Here is a 17,638-nt window from a genome sequence, read left to right on the forward strand (position 1 = left end):
CTCCTCGGTGTTCTCAGCGGGACTGCGACTCGTGCCAGGCCAGGGCACGACGTTCGACGGTGGTGACGAGCAGCAACAACAGCGAACCCATCGCGGCGAGACAGGCGATGGCGGCGAACACCCGGTCCAGCTGCGAGTTCGAACTCGCGACGCTGATGAGCGTGCCCAACCCGGACTTCGCCCCCGCGGCGGAGAACTCCGCGACGATGGCCCCCACCAGCGAGAGCGGGAACACCACCCGCAGGGCGGAGAACAGGTACGGCAACGCGCTGGGGAAGCGCAACCGGACCAGGACGTCGAGGCGGGACGCGTTCACCGTCCGGAAGACCTGGAGCACGTGCCGGTCGACCGAGCGCAACCCCGTGACGGTGTTCATCAGGACGGGGAAGAACGTGATGAGACCGGTCACGATGTACTTGGGGGTCATGCCGAACCCGAACGCGACGACGAGCGCCGGGGCGATCGCGACGACGGGGGTGACGCTGAGGATCACCGCCAACGGCATCGACGCCCGCCAGAGGATCCGCGACTCGGCCACCAGCACGGCGAGCACGACCGCCCCGACGGTGCCGAACACCAGGCCGACCAGGGCCTCCTGCAACGTCGTTCCCGCGTTGCTCAGGTAGAGGTTCGGGTCCTCGCGGAACTGCTGACCCACGCTCGACAACGTCGGCAGGACGTAGGGGTTCTCCTGCGCGACCCAGCTCCAGAGCAGCGCGACGACGACCAGCGCCAGCACCGTCGGGAGCCAGAACCGGGGGTGCAGGATCCTCACGCGACGTCCTGCGAGGGGTCGAGGGGGTTCCACGCGGTCTCGAGGACCTGGCGGATCCGGTGCTCGTGCTCGTGCATGCCCGCGGAGTCCAGCAACCCGTGGTGGCGGGGCCGGTCCAGCCCGATCTCGACGACGCCCGCGATGCGCCCCGGCCGGGCGGCCATCACGACGACGGTGTCGGAGAGCAGGACGGCTTCGGCGATGGAGTGGGTGACGAAGACGACCGTCGTCCGCAGTTCCTGCCACACGTCGAGCAGTTGCAGCTGGGCGGCCTCGCGGGTGAACTCGTCGAGGGCCGAGAACGGTTCGTCCATGAGCAGCACGTCGGGCTGGAGGGCGAAGGCGCGGGCGATGGCCGTCCGCTGCTGCATGCCCCCCGAGAGCGCGCGGGGTTTGCGGTGCAGGACGTCACCGAGGCCGAGGCGGGTGAGCAGGGCCACCGGGTCGGAGGCCAGTCCGGGCGCACCGGGAGTGCTGGGCGTGCTGCGGCGACGGCGTGCCGTGCCCGCGCGGTTCACCTTGTCCAGGACCTGGACGTTGCCGAGGACGTCGAGCCACGGCAGCAGCGCGGGGACCTGCGGGACGAAACCGATCATCTTGTCCGCCCCCGCCTCGGCGGCGCTGCGCCCGCAGATCCGGACCGACCCGCCGTCGGGCTGCTCGAGGCCGGCGATCATCCGCAGCAGCGTCGACTTCCCGCAGCCGGAGGGGCCGATGACGCTGACGAAGCGTCCCCGCGGCACCTGCAGGGCGACGTGGTCGAGGGCGTGGACGACACCCTCGCGGGTCGGGTACGTCTTGCAGGCGTCCTGGACCTCCACGAAAGGCGGCAGCTCTGCCGTGGCGGAGGCCTCGGACGGCTGCTCGCAGAACATGGGGTGACCCTACTCACGAGCCGGGCCGCGCCCGACGGCGAACCCCCCGGATGGTTGAAGCTTGGAGGAGGTCTAGGCTCCTTCACGAACGAAACATCCACGAAGGACGATCGTCGAAGGAGTCGGCATGCCTGCCGAGACCACCATCCGCACCGTCATGAGCCCCGGTCGCTACGTCCAGGGCCCGGGAGCCCTCGCCAAGGTCGGCGAGTACCTCGCCGCCGTCGGCGAGAACCCGGTCCTCGTCGCCGACGACGTCGTCTGGGGCTTCGTCGGACACGACGTCGAGGCGTCGCTGCGCAGCGCCGGGCTGCCCGTGCACCGCGACGTGTTCTCCGGCCTGGCCACGGTCGGGACCATCGACCGCCTCGTCCAGGTCGTGGCGGACACCGGGGCGGACGTCCTCGTCGGCCTCGGCGGCGGTTCCACCATCGACGCCGTGAAGTCCGCCGGCCACCTCGCCGGGATCCGCTGGGCCAGCGTGCCCACCGTCGCCTCGACCGACGCCCCCACCTCGGCGCTGGCCGTCGTCTACACCGACGAGGGCGCCTTCCTGGAGTACCGCTTCTTCCCGCGCAACCCCGACCTCGTCCTCATCGACTCCCAGGTCGTCGCCAACGCCCCCGTGAAGCTGCTCGCCGCCGGCGTGGGCGACGCGCTCGCGACGTGGCTCGAGGCCCGCGCGACCGCGAAGTCCGGGTCGGCGACGATGGCCGGCGGACTGCCCACCCAGGCCGGCACCGCGCTCGCCCGGTTGTCGTGGGACATCCTGTGGGAGAACGCCCTCCCCGCCCTCGACGCCGTGCGCGACCACCTCGTCACCCCGGCCGTGGAGAAGGTCATCGAGGCCAACACGCTGCTCTCGGGCCTCGGCTTCGAGTCCGGCGGTCTCGCCGCGGCGCACGCCATCCACAACGGCCTGACCGCCGCCCCGCAGGCGCACGGCCTCGCGCACGGGCAGAAGGTCAACATCGGGTCGCTGGCCCAGCTCGTCCTCGAGGGTGCGCCCACGTCCGAGATCCGTGACTTCGTCGAGTTCACGACCCGGGTCGGTCTGCCGAACACGCTCACCGAGATCGGGCTCGGCGTCGACGACGTCGACACCCTCACCGCGGTCGCGCAGGCCGCGACGGTCCCGAGCGAGACCATCCACTCGATGCCGTTCGCGGTGCGTCCCGCCGACGTCGTCTCGGCCCTGCGTTCGATCGAGGGTTTCGCGACGCGGGTCCGCGCCGAGGCCGGCCTGCCCGCGCCGGTGAAGTACGTCGCCGGGCACTGAGAATCCCCGGCAGCGCGACGGGACCGCTCACCGGAGCGGTCCCGTCGTGCGTTCGCGGGTAGGTTCCGCCCCGTGGACGCCCTGCGCTCGATCTCCCTGTTCGTGCTCGCCGCCCTGCTGGAGATCGGCGGGGCGTGGCTGGTCTGGCAGGGCGTGCGCGAGCACCGCGGGATCGCCTGGATCGGCGCGGGGGTCATCGCCCTCGGTCTCTACGGGTTCGCCGCGACGTTGCAGCCGAACGCGCAGTTCGGACGCGTCCTCGCCGCCTACGGCGGGGTGTTCGTGGCCGGCTCGCTGCTCTGGGGCGCGCTCGTCGACGGGTACCGCCCGGACCGCTTCGACGTCGCCGGGGCACTGGTCTGCCTCGTCGGCGTGGGCCTGATCGTGTACGCCCCCCGCCCGTCGTAGCGGCGCCCGGACGCCGACACCCGTCGCGCACGTCGAACGGTAGGGTCGGACGGTGGACGCTCGAGCTCGGCGCAGTTTCGAGCGACTCTCGGCCGCGGTGCTCGAACTGGCCGCGGTCAAGAACCCGGAGACCCTGTCCGTCGCGGAGATCGCCCGCGCCGCGGGGGTGCACCGGTCCACGTTCTACGAGCACAGCGACTCCCCTTCCGGCCTGCTCCGCGCGGTGCTGCGCGGGGAGCTGGACGAGGCCCGCGAACGCTTCCTGGGCGGGGCGCACGAGCGCGCGTGGGACGTCGCCGTCCGCGACACCACGCTCGCGGTGCTGCACCACCTCGAGAGCCACCGCGACGTCTACCTGCGCAGCCTCGCGAGCGCCGCGGACGCCTCGTTGCGCTCGCTGTTGAGCGAGCACTTCCGCGCCTCCATCCGCCTCCTCGTCGAGCGCGGGGCGGTCCGCTCCCCCGTCGCCGACCCGGAGCTCGTGGCCCGCTTCGTGGCCGACGGCACGGTCGGTGCGGTCTCGGTGTGGCTCGCGGGCGAGGCCCCCCGCGACCCGGAGGCGTTCCTCGACGACTTCGCCCTGCTCGTGCCGCCGTGGTGGCCGCTGAGCCCCGACCACCCCGACTGAGGCGCCCGGCCCCTAGCGTCGGGACGCTTCCGGTTCCGCAAGGGGCACGGCGAGTTCGTCGCGGGCGCCGCCGACGGCCCGGCCCACGAGCGCCGCGGCGATCACGACGACGAGGGTGCCCACGGTGAACACCTCGAAGCTGCCCCGGCTGACCCCCCACTCGTCGAGGAAGTCGTAGTCGAGCCCCAGCCAGCCCTCCAGGACGCCCGGGACGATCGCCGCGACGGAGCCGAGGAGGACGAAGGCGTACATGATCGTCAGCAGGACGGTGTAGCCCCTGAGGCCGCCGGGGACCTGGTAGGGACGCGGGACGTCGTGCTTGTGCCGCAACCACATCATCGCGGGCAGGATGACGACGTAGCTGATGAGCAGGGTCGAGACCGCCTGGGTGAGGACCACCCCGAACACCGCGGCGGCCGTCCCGTGGACCAGGAGCGTGGCCGCGGCGAGGAAGACCGTCCCGACGCAGCCGGAGAGCAGGTTCATCCGGACCGGGGTGCCGAGGCGTCGGGAGAACTCGCCCAGCCTGGTCGTGAAGAAGGCGCCGTCGCCGGCGGCCACGGCCTGCATCCGGTCGGTGGCGATCATCCAGGCGCTGCCCTGGGTCAGCAGCGCGTAGACGAAGGCCAGCCCCGTGACGGTCAGCAGGACCCCCGAGGCAGGCCCGAAGACCGCGTAGCTCTCCTCGATGGCCTGCATGACCCCGGAGTCGGCCGTGCGATCGGCCGGGGTGACCAGGATGATCGCCAGTACCGGGGCGAGGTAGGCGATGAGCGTGATGCCCGCACCGCGGGCGATGGCGACGGGGGTGTCCTTCTGCGCGTCGTGCATCTCCTCGGAGGCCGCGCTCGGCGCCTCGAAGCCGACGAAGGCGAAGAGGGCGACGGGCACGATGAGGAGGAACCCGGCGGCCGTGGGGCGCGCGCTCGACCAGTCGATCCCGGCCGAACCCACCTGCGCGACGTGGACGAGGGCCGTGACGGTCAGGCTCAGCAGGACGAAGAGCTTCGCGTAGGCGCCGGCGTTGATGAGGAGCTTGCCGCGCTTGAGGCTGACGATGGCCAGCAGGATCGCGACCCAGACGAAGGCGAGCTTCACGACGAAGTCACCGAGGGCCGAGGTCGGGGTGACGTACTCCGCCCACACCGACCCGGCGATGAAGGCCAGCGAACCCCCGAGCCAGATCGGGTTGGTGATCCAGTAGAGCATCACCGCGATCGAGGCCCAGGTCCGGCCGAAGGCCCGGCGCACCCACTGGTACGGGCCGCCCTCCTCCGGGTAGGTCGAAGAGGTCTCGGCGAAGACGAAGGCCGACGGGACGAGGAAGGCGATGCCGATGAACGCCGACCACACCAGACCCTCGGGTCCGCCGGCGGCCAGGACGGCGATGCTGTCCGCGCTGATGACGGCGGCGACGATGAAGAGGACGATGTCGCCGCGTCGCAACGTCTTCACCAGGCGGCTCTTCTGGACGCCGTGCACCGAGTCCAGCGGGTCCGGCAGGTCCGGGCCGCCGCGTCGTTCGTGGGTCACTGTGCTCCGATGCTCGAGGGTGGAGCGCAGTGTGGCCCAAGCGTGTTTCCGGCAGGTTTCGGACCCACCCGTTCGCCCCGTGGCCGGCCGCTGCCCGGAGGGAGACCCCGGGAACGACGAAGCGGGTGCCCGTCCGAAGACGAACACCCGCTCTGACCTGCGTTTCCGCTGGTCGGGCTGACAGGATTTGAACCTGCGACCCCTTGACCCCCAGTCAAGTGCGCTACCAAGCTGCGCCACAGCCCGATCGCTCCGAGGAGCGACCACCCGGCCCCGTTGTTTGCGGGCCGGGTAGAACCCTACCTCATCGTTTGCGCTTCTCCCGCACGCGGACGCTGACCTCGATCGGCGTGCCCTCGAAGCCGAACTCCTCACGCAGACGACGCTCGATGAACCGGCGGTACCCGGCCTCGAGGAAGCCGCTGGCGAAGATGACGAAGCGCGGCGGCTTGGTCGAGGCCTGGGTCCCGAAGAGGATGCGCGGCTGCTTGCCGCCCCGCACCGGGTGCGGGTGGGCGGCGACGATCGAGCCGAGGAACGCGTTGAGGCGCCCGGTGGGGATGCGCATCTCCCACGAGTCCAGCGCGATGTCGATCGCGGGGACGAGACGCTCCATGTGCCGGCCGGTGAAGGCCGACACGTTCACGCGGGGCGCCCACGGGATCTGGACGAGTTCCTTCTCGATCTCGCGCTCGAGGTAGTGCCGGCGCTCCTCGTCGGTCAGGTCCCACTTGTTGTAGGCGACGACGAGGGCCCGCCCGGACTCCACGACGGTGGAGATGACCCGGATGTCCTGCTCGGCCAGCGGCTCGCTGGCGTCGACGAGGACGACGGCGACCTCGGCCTTCTCCAGCGCGGTCTGGGTGCGCAGCGAGGCGTAGAAGTCGGCGCCCTTGGTCAGGTGCACGCGACGACGGATGCCGGCGGTGTCGACGAAGCGCCAGGTGCGTCCACCGAGCTCGATGAGCTCGTCGACGGGGTCGCGGGTGGTGCCGGCCGTGGGGTGCACGACCACCCGGTCGGACCCGGCGAGCTTGTTGAGCATCGAGGACTTGCCGACGTTGGGACGCCCGAGCAGCGCGACGCGCCGCGGGCCGCCCTCCAGCTGGTAGCCGCCACCGACCGCGGAGACCGCAGGCAGCGTCTTCACCGCGGCGTCGAGGGCGTCGCCCGTACCGCGCCCGTGCAGCGCCGAGACGGGGTGCGGCTCACCGAGGCCGAGGCCCCAGAGCTCGGTCGCGTCGGCCTCCTGGCGGGGACCGTCGACCTTGTTGGCGATGAGGGTCACGGGACGACCGGACTTGCGCAGCAGGCGGACGACCTGCTCGTCGCTGGCCGTCGCGCCGACGGTCCCGTCGACGACGAACATCACCGCGTCGGCGAGTTCGATCGCGAGTTCCGCCTGGTCGGCGACGGCGAGGTTGAGGCCCTCGGCCTTGGCCTCCCAGCCGCCGGTGTCGACGAGGGTGAAGTCGCGGCCGGCCCAGTTCGCCGGGTAGGCGACGCGGTCACGGGTGACGCCGGGCACGTCCTCGACGACCGCCTCGCGGCGGCCGATGATGCGGTTCACCAGCGTCGACTTCCCGACGTTGGGCCGGCCGACGACGGCCAGCACCGGCAGCGGGCCCGTGGGGGCGTCGTCACCCTCGTCGGAGCCGTCGGACTCCAGCAGGGCGACGTCCTCGGGCGAGAGGTCGTAGTCGTCGAGGCCGACGCGCAGGGCGCGTTCGACGTTCTCGTCGGGAACCTGGGTCTGGTCGGGAGTTTCGGGGTTCTCGGGGGTGGTGCTCACCGGGTGCCTCCTGGCACGTCGTCGGACGCCATCTCGCCGAGCCCCAGCTCGTCGACACCGTCCTGGTCTTCGGGTAGGTGGATACCGGTGCGCTGCAAGGAGTCCAGCACGTGGCTGGACAGCTTGACCCGGACCTGCTCGACGGCGTCGGCCAGGGCGACACGCCCTGGTACGCCGGGGTCCTTCACCACGGTGAAGGGTTCGCCGAAGCAGAAGCTGAGCTTGCGGCGCAGCGGGGGTACCGAGCGGGGTTTCTCGCCGGCCCGGTGCGCACCGAGGCAGGCGACGGGCACGACGGGGGCGCCGGACTGCAACGCGATCCACGCGATGCCGCTGCGCACGCTCGCGGCGTCACCGCGACCGCGGGTGCCCTCGGGGAACACCCCGGCCGCGCCGCCCGCGGCGAGGACGGCGAGCACGGACTGCAGCGCGTCGCGGTCGCCGCGGGTCCGGTCGATCGGGATCTGCCCGGCCTGCAGGAGCGACCAGCCGACGAAGCGGTTGAGCGCGGAGCCCTCGAACATCTCCTTCTTCACGAGGAAGTGCGCGGCCCGCGGCGTGACGCCGTACAGCAACGGGCCGTCCATGATCGAGGCGTGGTTGGCGGCGAAGAGCACCGGACCGGTCGTCGGGACGTTCTCCGCACCGATGACCCTGGAGTTCCAGAGGCCCCTGGCGAAGAGCGTGCCGACGGCCCGGGTCCAGGGCCTCGGCGCGTCGGGGTGGGAACCGCCCACGGGAGCCTTGTTCACGGCCGCTCCCCGGAGGGCGTGGTGGCCCGCGCGACGACCTCGAGCACGGCGGCGACGGTGCCCTCGAAGTCGAGGTGGGTGGAGTCGAGCGTCACGACCCCGTCGGCGGCGGAGGTGAAGGCCGTCGTGCGGGAGTCCACGCGGTCCCGTTCGACGACGGCGTGGCGGGTCGCCGCGACGGCGGCCTCGTCGGCCGCACCGAGGTCCTGCTGCGCACGGCGGGCCAGGCGCACGCTCTCGTCCGCGGTCAGCAGGATCCGCACGTCCGCGTCGGGGGCGACGACCGTGGTGATGTCGCGGCCCTCGGCCACGACCCCCGCGTTGCGACCGGCGAGCGGTGCGACGCAGGCGGACTCGATGAGCGCGCGCTGACGCAGGACCAGGTCGTGGCGGACGTCGGGTACCGAGGCGACCGCGCTGACGTTGCCGGTGACCTCGGCGGAGCGCACGGCCTCGGTGAGGTCGGTCTCGGCTCCGTCCGCGCCGACGACGGCGACCGTGGGCGCCGCGGGGTCCGTGCCCATCGAGAGGGCGACGCTGCGCACGTGCGTGGCGACGGCGACCGCGTCGCCCAGGTCGATCCCGTCCCGCATCGCCGCCCAGGTCACCGCGCGGTACATCGCCCCGGTGTCCAGGAACGCCACGCCGAGCGCACGGGCCGCGGCCCGGCTCACGCTGGACTTGCCGCTGCCGGAGGGGCCGTCGACGGCCACGACGAGGGAACTGCTCACCACGGACACCTCGTCGGGGACGGTTGCGGACGCGACGGGGCCACTGGCAGCGGACGAGGAGGACACCGGTCGAGGTTAGTCGACGCGGGCACCCCGCCGTGAATCGTCACCGGCCGGCCCGGAGCCGTGGCCGGGCTCAGCGGGGAACCGTCCACCCGCGCGCCCGCAGGGCCTCGGTGAGCGGGTCGGCGGACGCGGGGAGGACGTCGATGGAGGCCAGCGCCACGGCCTGCCCCTCGGAGTGCTCCAGCCGCAGGTCCTCGAGGTTCACGCCCGCCTCGCCGACCTCCGTCAGCAACCGTCCCAACGCCCCCGGCCGGTCGGGGACGACCACGACGACGGTGGTGTAGGCCGTCGGCGCACTGCCGTGCTTGCCCGGGATCCGGTCGCGCCCGGACCCCCCGTCGGCGATCACCCGGGCCAGGCGACCGCGGGCGCCGGGAGCCGTCGGATCGAGGGCGAGCGCCCGCAACGCGCCGACGACGTCGTCGAGGTCGCGGCGCAGCTCCTCGAGCACGTCGGCCACGGGGGCGGCGTTGCCGGCCAGGATCTGCGCCCACAACGTGGGGTCGCTGCCGGCGATCCGGGTGACGTCGCGCAACCCCTGACCGGCGAGCCCGACGGCGGTCTCGGAGGCCTCGCGCAGGCGGGCGGCGACGAGACTCGCGGCGACCTGCGGGGCGTGCGAGACGACGGCCACGGCCGCGTCGTGCTCGGCCGCGGCCATCGTCACGGGCACCCCGCCGCAGTCCATCGCGAGGTCGCGGACGGCTCGCACCGCGACGGGGTCGGTGACCCCGGTCGCGGCGATCACCCAGGGCCGACCGGCGAACAGGTCCGTCCGCGCGGACACCGCACCGGAGCGTTCCCGCCCCGCCATCGGGTGGCTGCCGACGTAGCGACGCAGGTCCGCACCCGCGGCGGTGAGGCTGGCCAGGGGTCCGCCCTTGACGCTGGCGACGTCGGTGACGACGGCTCGCGGGAACGCCGCGAGCTCGGCCGCGACGACCTCCGCGACGACGTCGGGCGGTGCGGCCACGAGCACCAGGGCCGGATCGTCGCCCGCCGCGGGGAAGCGACCGGCACCCAGGTCACGGGCCAGCGCGACCGCCGTCGGCGAGGGGTCGACGAGGACCACGTCCACCCCGCGCAGGGTCAGCGCGAGGGCGGCCGACGTGCCCAGCAGGCCGGTGCCGACCACGCGCACCGTCCCCCGGGTGCGGGCCGGTGCGGCCGCGTCGAGCGTCACGTCGGGACCACCGGGCCGGTCACTGCGCGATGTCGCGCCGCAGGGCCTGCGCACCGTTGAGGTAGACGTGCTTCATCTCGCTGCGGGCCCGTGTGGTCTCGACGTGGGCCATCAGGCGGATCACCCGGGGCATGGACCCGGCGATCTCGAGCTCGCGCGCGCACATCAGCGGCACGTCACCCATCCCGAGCTCCCGCGCCGCGACGGCGGGGAACTCCGAGACCAGGTCGGCGGTGGAGGTGAAGATCACGCTGATGAAGTCGTCGAGGGTCAGGTCGTTGGCCTGGACGACCTCCTGGACGAGGTCCCTCGTCCGCGACAGCACCTCCCCGCGCTCGTCGACGTCCACCTGCACCGCACCACGAACCGCCCGAACCGACACGCGCGGCAGGGTATCCGTCCCGGACTGCGCAGCGCTCACAGCCCCGCGACCGCCATGAGCTGCTGGACCTCACCGCGGGTCAGGCGGCGGTTCTTGCCCGGCTTGAGGTCACCCAGGACGATCGGGCCCATCTGCACGCGCACCAGCTTCAGGACGGGGTAGCCCTCGGCCTCCAGCAGACGACGCACGATGTGCTTGCGACCCTCGTGCAGGATCACCTCGACCAGGGCGTAGCCCGGCTTGGAGTCGACCAGCTTGAACGAGTCGACCTGCACCGGGCCGTCGTCGAGCTCGATCCCGGCGCGCAGGTTGCGCCCGAGGTCACGCTTGACGGGACCGCGGACCTCGGCGAGGTAGGTCTTCTGCACCCCGAACGAGGGGTGCTGCAACCGGTGGGTCAGCGCCCCGTCGTTGGTCAGCAGGATCAGGCCCTCGGTCTCGAGGTCGAGGCGGCCGACGTGGAACAGCCGTTCCTCGCGCGGACCGACCATGTCGGCCAGGTTCAGCCGGCCGTCCTCGTCGTACATGGTGGAGACGACGCCCTTGGGCTTGTTCACCATGATGTAGACGAGCTCGTCGTCGATGGAGAAGCGCATGCCGTCCACGTGCACGACCTGGCGCGTCGGGTCGATGCGGACCCCGAGCTCGGTGACGACCTCACCGTCGACGGTGACGCGGCCCGCGGTGATCATCTCCTCGCAGGCGCGACGGGACCCGGCCCCGGCCTGGGCGAGGACCTTCTGCAGACGCACGCCCTCGGGGTCGTGGACGTCCGTGCCGGGGTGGGCCCTGACCGGGCCCGGACCACGACGCGGCGGCTGCGGCGCCGGCTTGACGTTGTCCGTCATCCGCTTCGCGGAACCGCGGCGGGCGCCGGGTGCGGCCTTCCCGCCGGTCCCCTTCGGCCCGCCCTGCTGGGGCCGGCCGCCGCTCTTGCCGGAGGGACGACCTCCGGTGCTGGGGCGGTCCGACCTCTGGGGGCGGCCCTGCCCTCGGCCACCGCTGCTGCGGGGCGCCTTCGGGCTCATGGTGTGTCCTCCTGCTGCTGGGGTTCGGCCGATTCCGGTTCCGGCCCGGCCGCGGGAGCCTCGGGCTCCGACCCGCCATTGTCGCGCACATCGGGAGTGCTCGGAACCGGCTCGAGGATCGACTCGGCGATCGGCGGCGGGATCGGCTCGGCCAGGAGCTCCCGCGGCTCGAGGTCGTCCATCGACACCTCCTCCGGCAGGAAAGGCGCCAGCGGCGGCAGGTCCTCGAGGCTGTCGAGCCCCATCCGCTGCAGGAACTCCTCCGTCGTGCGGTAGAGCGTCGCCTGCGAGGACACCTCGACCCCCGCCTCGCAGACCAGCCCACGGGTCAGCAACGTCCGCATCACCCCGTCGACGCTCACGCCGCGCACCGCGGAGACCCGCGCGCGGCTGACGGGCTGGCGGTAGGCGACGATCGCCAGCGTCTCCAGCGCCGCCTGGGTCAGCTTGGCGGTCTGCCCGTCCAGCAGGAACGCCTCGACGACGTCGGCGTGCTCGGCCCGGGAGTACATCCGCCACCCACCGCCGACCTCGCGCAGCTCGAACCCACGCCCCTGCTCGGCGTACTCCCCCGCCAGTTCGCGCAGCAGCAGGTCGACCTCGTCGGCGTTCTCCCCCGTCGCGCGGGCCAGCGCGCGCGACTGCACCGGTTCGTCGGCCACCATGAGGACGGCCTCGAGCGCACCGCGGATCCGGCGACCCCCGTCGTCCTGCGCCGCCTCGTCGAGCACTTCTCCGGTCACGAACCGTTCCCTCCCGGGGTGCCGGGAGCACCCTCGAACTCGTCCAACCCCGCGGGCACCGCGGCCGCCGCCTCACCCTGGTTCGCCTCGGCCTGGGCGTCCCAGCGCACCGTCAGCACACCCAGGGCCTCGGGCTGGTCCAGGCGCACCCGGCGCTCGCGGAACAGTTCCAGGACGGCGAGGAACCGCGCGACGATGACCAGCGTGCCGAGTTCCCCCTCCCCGGCGTCCTCGACGAGTTCCGCGAACGTGACGGTTCCCCTGCGCCGCAAGCGGTCGACCATCAGGGTCGCCTGCTCGCGGACGCTCACGGCGGACTGGTGCAGGTGGTCCAACCCGACCATCGCGATCGGCTTGGGGGTGAGGGCGCGAGCGGCGAGCGCCGCGAACTGCTCCGGGCTGACGGTGAGCACGAGTTCCGGCAGGAGCTTCTCGAAGTGCGGTTCCATCGCGACGGCGCGCGGCACCCGGCGGGAGGCGTCGGCGAAGCGTTCCGCGAGCAGGGCGGCGACCTGCTTGTAGGCGCGGTACTGCAGCAGGCGGGCGAAGAGGAGGTCGCGCGCCTCGAGCAGGGCGAGGTCGTCGGCGTCCTCGACGTCGGCCGCGGGGAGCAGGCGGGCCGCCTTGAGGTCGAGCAGGGTCGCGGCGATGAGCAGGAACTCGCTGGCCTCGTCGAGGTCGAAGCCCTCGTCCTGCTTCGAGGCCTCGCGCAGGTGGGCGATGAAGTCGTCGGTGACGCGGGCGATCGCCACCTCGGTGACGTCGAGCTGGTGCTTGGTGATCAGACCGAGCAGCAGGTCGAAGGGTCCGTCGAAGTTGTCGAGGTGGACGGCGAAGCCCCCGCGGCCGGTCTCGACCGACGGAGCCTGCTCGGCCACGGGGCCGTCGACGACGGGGCCACCGGGGACCTGCTCGGAGGTCCCGGGACTCGTCGGGGAGGGGCTGGCCGGCACGCGGTCAGGCTACCGACTGCGGGACGGCCACGGTGCGCAGCTCGCCGTCGCCGGTGTGCAGCAGGACCCGGCCCGGCTGGGCCGGGGCTCCGAGCGCGCTGCGCGGGACCCGCACCCCCACGACGTCACCGGCCATGATGTCGCTGGGGGCGATGAGGACCCCGCACCGGTTGCGGCGCAACGGGACCTGCCAGTTGGAGAAGCCCGCGCCGACCTCGGCGGTCTCCCCCGCCACGATGACGCCCGTCGCGTCGCGGCCCGCGCGGGCCACCAGGGCGGCGAGCCAGGAGTCGGCGGCGCAGTTCTTCAGCAGCTCGGCGTCGTCGACGAGCAGGACAGCGGGTCCGGCCCCGGGGCCGAGCACGGGTTCGAGGTCCTCGATGGTCAGGTCGTCGCCGGTGAGCACGGCCCGGACCCCCGGCCGGCCCGCCAGGTCCCGCAACGGGGAGGGCCGGGGCGCGGCGACGACGACCTCCGCGCCCTGGTCCAGCAGCGAGCGCGCCATCGTGAGCAGGACGGTGCTGCGCCCGGACCGGGCGGGGCCGGCCACGATCGCGGTGCCCGCCCCCGCGAGCAGGTCGGGTCCGAGTCCGGCGAGGTCGTCCCCGCCGACGCCGACGAGGGCGATGAGCCGCCCGGGGCCGGTCTCGGTGAGCTCCAGGGCGCGCGGGTAGTCGAGGTGGGCGGGGAGGGTGTCGAGGCGGAACGGCCGCCTCCCCCGCGGGAGGGCACCGTCGCGGTCCCGGAGCCGGCCGCCCAGCGCGGCCAGCGCGGCGACCTGGGTCGGCCCGGACGGGTCGGCGCCGAGGACGGCGACCTGGGCCTCCTGGCCGGAGGCGGCGCCCGCACCGGCGCGCAGCAGCCGCCCGGGCGCCATGTCCTCGGGGACCTGGCGGGCCGAGAGCCCGGCCATCGTCGCGTCCGCGCGGTCGGTGAGGCGCAGCAGCAGCTTGTCCTCGACGAGGGTCCCGGTGCGCCCGGTCAGCAGCTGCCGGTCGCCCGCGACGACCAGGTGGACCCCGACGCCTGCTCCTTCGCGCAGCAGCATCGTGACGAGCTCGAGCGGCGCCTGGCCGTCGAGTTCGGCGAGTCCACCGAGGAAACCCTCCCAGCGGTCCAGCAGCAGGACCAGGTGCGGCCAGGGGTCCGGCGAGACGGCCCGTTGTTCCCCGACGTCGGCGACGCCGAGCGCCCCGAGCCCCGCCTGGCGACGCAGGACCTCGTCGCGCAACCGGGTCAGCAACCGGACCGCGCGGTCGGTCTCGCTGCGCTGGACGATCGCCCCGGTGTGCGGGAGACCGGCCAGGGCCAGCAGCGCGCCGCCCCCGCAGTCGAGGCCGTACAGGTGCAGGTCCGCGGTGGGCACCTGCTCGGCCAGCCGGGCCGCGAGGGTCCGCAGGACCTGCGAGCGTCCGCTGCGGGGTGCGCCGACCACGTAGAGGTGGCCGTCGGTGGCGAGGTCGAACGCCAACGGGTCCCGGCGTTGGCGTTCGGGGACGTCGACCACGCCGAAGCTCGCGGCCAGGGGTCGGTTCGGGGCGGGGAGTTCCCCGGCGGTGAGGAGTTCCGGCAGCGCCGGGAGCCACGGGCTGTGCGGGGTCGGGACCTGCAGTTCGCGCGCCGCGCCGCGGACGGCGTCGACGAGGTGGCGCAGGTCGGTCTCGGCGGCGTCGTCCTTCGCGGCGGGACCCTTCGGCCGGCGCGGGACGGGGCGGCCGAGGTCCTCGAGGCGCAACGGTGCCGACCACGGCGCGGGAACCGCCGTGTCGCGCGAGACCCCCGGCCGCCGTCCGCCGACGCGTCCGGACTGGAACGGGACGAGCGAACCGTGCCCGAGCTTCACGTAGGCCCGGCCCGGTGTTCCCTTGGCGATCCGCGCGGCGTCCGGGGCGTCGAGGACGTCGGAACTCTCCCCCGCGTCGGTGACCCGCAGCGCGATGCGCAGGTTGGTGTTGGCGCGGATCTCGGCGCTCACGACACCGGTCGGGCGTTGGGTCGCCAGCAACAGGTGGATCCCCAGCGACCGGCCGCGCTGGGCGATGTTCACCAGGCCGGTGACGAAGTCGGGGAGTTCCCGGGCGAGGGAGGCGAACTCGTCGATGACGATGAGCAGACGCGGGATGCGGGGCAGCTCCCGGTCCGGGTGCGCTTCTCGCAGGTCGTCGTGGTCCTCGAGGTCCTTCGCCCCGACCTCGGCGAGCAGGTGCTCGCGACGGTGGAGTTCCGCCCCCAGCGACGTCAGGGCCCGTCCCACGAGGTGGGTGTCGAGGTCGGTGACCATCCCGACGGTGTGCGGCAGGTCGACGCAGTCCTTGAACGCCGCGCCGCCCTTGTAGTCGACGAGGACGAAGGTCATGGCGTCCGGCCGGTTGGCGACCGCGAGGGAGGCGACGATGGTCTGCAGCAGTTCGGACTTGCCGGAACCCGTGGTGCCGGCGATGAGTCCGTGCGGGCCGTCGGCGCGCAGGTCGATGCCGAACGGCCCGTCCAGGGATTCCCCGACGACGGCCGTGGTGCTCGCCGGTCGCCGGAGCCAGCGCGCCGCGACGCCCTGCGGCGTCGGGGGTTCCAGGTCCAGGACGTCGAGCAACCGGGACCGGTCGGGAAGCCCGGCGCCGGAGTCGTCGTCGCCGGCGTCGCGGACGGGGGCCATCGCCCGGGCGATCCGCCCCGCCCACCCGGGTGCGGGGACGTCGGCGAGGATCCCGCCGACCGGGGCGTGGCGTTGCCGTTCGACGCGCAGGGTCCCGTCGGCGCGTTCCTGGACGACGGCGGAGCACTCCTCGGGCAGTGACCGGCGGTCGCCCTCGCAGCAGACGACGCGGATCCCCAGCGCGGGCCCCTCGGTGAGCAGGGTGACGACCCCCGGCAACGACCGCAGCCGGCGGGCCCCGTCCAGGACGACGACGAGGTCCGGCGCGTCCAACCGGGTCCCGGAGGCCAGTCCGGCGAGGGTCCGGCGACGGTCCTCGAGCACCGTCGCCAGTTCCGCGACGCGCCGGGCCCAGGTCTCGGTGCTCGTGCCGACGAAGACCGACGCCGCGCCGCCCGCCTCGGAACGCGCGTGCGGGACCCACCGGAGCCAGTCCCACTCGGCGAGGCCCGCGGGAGTCGTCAGGACGTGCAACGACACGTCGCGGGGACTCTGCAGCACGGCCAGCTGCACCAGCCACCGGCTGGCGAGGGCGCGGGCACCCGTTCCGGCGACCCCGATGACCGGGTTCTCCCGCAACGAGACGGTCACCGGAACCCGGTGCGCGGTGGCGGAGACCTGCCGGCGGTGCTCGAGTTCCTCGGGATCCTCGACGACCACGGTGGAGGGCAGGTCGGCGAGGCCCAGCCGGACGTCGAGGTGGTCCGCGTCGCGGCGACGACGTTCCCACAGCCGGGCCCGCGGGCCGATCGCGGTGAGCAGGAGCTCCGCCGGGTCGGGGGACGTCGCGCGACGGGCGCGTCGTTCGGCCACGAGGGCCTCGGCGGCATCGCGTTCGATCGCCAGCTTCTCCCGGCGGTAGCGGGCGAGCACCTCGCGGTGGGTGGTGCGTCCGGCGCGCCGGTCCACGACCGCGTTCGCCACCACCGCCACCGGGCTCAGGAGACCGATCACGAGGTAGTGGTAGTTGTGGCTCATGGTGACCATGGCCGCGCTCATGAACAACGGCACGAGGGCGGCGACCACCGGGAAGGGACGACGGGTCGGGTCCCCGGGTGGGTTCGGCAACCGGAACCTCGTCGTGAGGTCCGGGGGCAGCAACCGCGGTGGCCGGTTGTAGTCGAGACCCACCACGTCGTCGGCGGAGGTCGCCGTGGGTTCCAGCACGGCGTCCGGGACGGCGGGGACCCCGATCCCGAGCACCGCGCCACCGAGGTCGAGCACGTCGCCGGCGACCCACAACCGCGGGTCGGTGAGTTCCGCGGCCTCCAACCGGGGGTCGCCCTCGACCGCCGAGACCATGACGGCACCCGTGGGCGCGACCGCGATGCGGACGATCGCCCGACCGGCGACGACGACCGGACCCGTGGGGCCGACGAGGTGTTCCCCCACCCCCAACCGGTGCACCGCCCCCGCCCCCCGGCCTCCGACGACGCGGAGTTCGACGAGCCCGCCGGGTTCCGCCGGGACGCACCCGCCGGCGTCGTGCAGGCTGAGGACGGCGCCCTCACGGACGCCGCTGTCCTCGAGCAGGGTCTCGGGCAGCAGTTCCCGGCCGTCGTGGAAGAGCCGGGCCCCGCGGGTCCCCAGGGCGGAGGTCAGGTCACCCAGCGGCGTGCGTGGATCCGCCTCGACGACGGCGTCACGACGGGTCCCCTCGCGGGGGTCGACGACCGTGACGGCCAGACGCATGGGACTGCTCCTCGAGAACTCGGCGGTCCTCCAGCGTGACCGGGTGCGCCCGGCCGTGCGAGGGCCCTCCCCCGTGCGGCGCAGCGGGTCCGCAGGTCGTCACCCCCCGGCAGCGGGGGGTGCACCCGGGTGGGTGACCTCGTGGTCCGCGGTGTCACACCGTCG

At 73.5% G+C, this 17,638-nt stretch carries 15 protein-coding genes and 1 tRNA gene; 3 read left to right on the forward strand and 13 right to left on the reverse strand.

Going from position 1 to position 17,638, the window contains the following annotated elements:
* Positions 1–13: 13 nt before the first annotated feature.
* Both SJY07_RS02595 and SJY07_RS02600 read right to left on the reverse strand, forming a co-directional pair.
* Positions 14–775, reverse strand: coding sequence for an ABC transporter permease (locus tag SJY07_RS02595; protein WP_380156836.1), 762 nt, complete (start codon positions 773–775; stop codon positions 14–16).
* On the reverse strand, positions 772–1,650 hold the full coding sequence (locus SJY07_RS02600; RefSeq protein WP_328295798.1) for an ABC transporter ATP-binding protein: 879 nt from the start codon (positions 1,648–1,650) through the stop codon (positions 772–774). The genes SJY07_RS02595 and SJY07_RS02600 overlap by 4 nt, the downstream gene beginning before the upstream one ends.
* A 127-nt stretch (positions 1,651–1,777) precedes the next feature.
* On the opposite strand from SJY07_RS02600, the gene SJY07_RS02605 reads away from it, so the two are divergent.
* From SJY07_RS02605 to SJY07_RS02615, 3 genes are all read left to right on the forward strand, one after another.
* Positions 1,778–2,929, forward strand: coding sequence for a glycerol dehydrogenase (locus tag SJY07_RS02605; protein WP_380156839.1), 1,152 nt, complete (start codon positions 1,778–1,780; stop codon positions 2,927–2,929).
* Between the two features lie 72 nt (positions 2,930–3,001).
* Positions 3,002–3,337 (forward strand): YnfA family protein, encoded by a 336-nt coding sequence (locus SJY07_RS02610; protein WP_328295796.1) that lies wholly within the window; start codon positions 3,002–3,004, stop codon positions 3,335–3,337.
* Between the two features lie 52 nt (positions 3,338–3,389).
* The gene (locus SJY07_RS02615) at positions 3,390–3,965 is read left to right on the forward strand and encodes a TetR/AcrR family transcriptional regulator (protein WP_328295795.1); all 576 of its coding nucleotides are present in this window, start codon (positions 3,390–3,392) and stop codon (positions 3,963–3,965) included.
* Between the two features lie 12 nt (positions 3,966–3,977).
* On the opposite strand, the gene SJY07_RS02620 is transcribed toward SJY07_RS02615, so the two are convergent.
* The 11 genes from SJY07_RS02620 to SJY07_RS02670 form a co-directional block, all read right to left on the reverse strand.
* Entirely contained in the window at positions 3,978–5,498 is a 1,521-nt protein-coding gene (locus SJY07_RS02620; RefSeq protein ID WP_380156841.1) for an APC family permease, read from the reverse strand.
* Positions 5,499–5,667: 169 nt separating this feature from the next.
* Positions 5,668–5,744 (reverse strand) — tRNA-Pro (locus tag SJY07_RS02625).
* A gap of 58 nt (positions 5,745–5,802) precedes the next feature.
* Positions 5,803–7,290, reverse strand: coding sequence for a ribosome biogenesis GTPase Der (gene der, locus SJY07_RS02630; RefSeq protein ID WP_380156843.1), 1,488 nt, complete (start codon positions 7,288–7,290; stop codon positions 5,803–5,805).
* Positions 7,287–8,042 (reverse strand): lysophospholipid acyltransferase family protein, encoded by a 756-nt coding sequence (locus tag SJY07_RS02635; RefSeq protein WP_328295780.1) that lies wholly within the window; start codon positions 8,040–8,042, stop codon positions 7,287–7,289. The genes der and SJY07_RS02635 overlap by 4 nt, the downstream gene beginning before the upstream one ends.
* A complete protein-coding gene (gene cmk / locus SJY07_RS02640; protein ID WP_380156846.1) occupies positions 8,039–8,773 on the reverse strand; it encodes a (d)CMP kinase in 735 nt (244 codons plus the stop codon). Before cmk ends, SJY07_RS02635 begins: the two co-directional genes overlap by 4 nt.
* A gap of 136 nt (positions 8,774–8,909) precedes the next feature.
* Positions 8,910–10,022: a prephenate dehydrogenase gene (locus SJY07_RS02645; protein WP_380156848.1), complete on the reverse strand. Its 1,113-nt coding sequence runs from the start codon at positions 10,020–10,022 to the stop codon at positions 8,910–8,912.
* 19 nt (positions 10,023–10,041) lie between these two features.
* Positions 10,042–10,404, reverse strand: coding sequence for a chorismate mutase (gene aroH, locus SJY07_RS02650; RefSeq protein ID WP_328295777.1), 363 nt, complete (start codon positions 10,402–10,404; stop codon positions 10,042–10,044).
* A 35-nt stretch (positions 10,405–10,439) separates the two neighbouring features.
* The gene (locus tag SJY07_RS02655) at positions 10,440–11,432 is read right to left on the reverse strand and encodes a pseudouridine synthase (protein ID WP_328295776.1); all 993 of its coding nucleotides are present in this window, start codon (positions 11,430–11,432) and stop codon (positions 10,440–10,442) included.
* Entirely contained in the window at positions 11,429–12,175 is a 747-nt protein-coding gene (scpB, locus tag SJY07_RS02660) for an SMC-Scp complex subunit ScpB (protein WP_380156850.1), read from the reverse strand. The genes SJY07_RS02655 and scpB overlap by 4 nt, the downstream gene beginning before the upstream one ends.
* Positions 12,172–13,128 carry a segregation and condensation protein A gene (locus SJY07_RS02665; protein WP_380156852.1) on the reverse strand — a complete coding sequence of 319 codons (957 nt, stop codon included), beginning with the start codon at positions 13,126–13,128 and terminating at the stop codon, positions 12,172–12,174. The genes scpB and SJY07_RS02665 overlap by 4 nt, the downstream gene beginning before the upstream one ends.
* A 4-nt stretch (positions 13,129–13,132) precedes the next feature.
* Entirely contained in the window at positions 13,133–17,473 is a 4,341-nt protein-coding gene (locus SJY07_RS02670) for an FtsK/SpoIIIE domain-containing protein (protein WP_380156854.1), read from the reverse strand.
* Positions 17,474–17,638 lie beyond the last annotated feature (165 nt).

This window comes from Kineococcus sp. R86509 (assembly GCF_042466365.1).
GTDB lineage: Bacteria > Actinomycetota > Actinomycetes > Actinomycetales > Kineococcaceae > Kineococcus.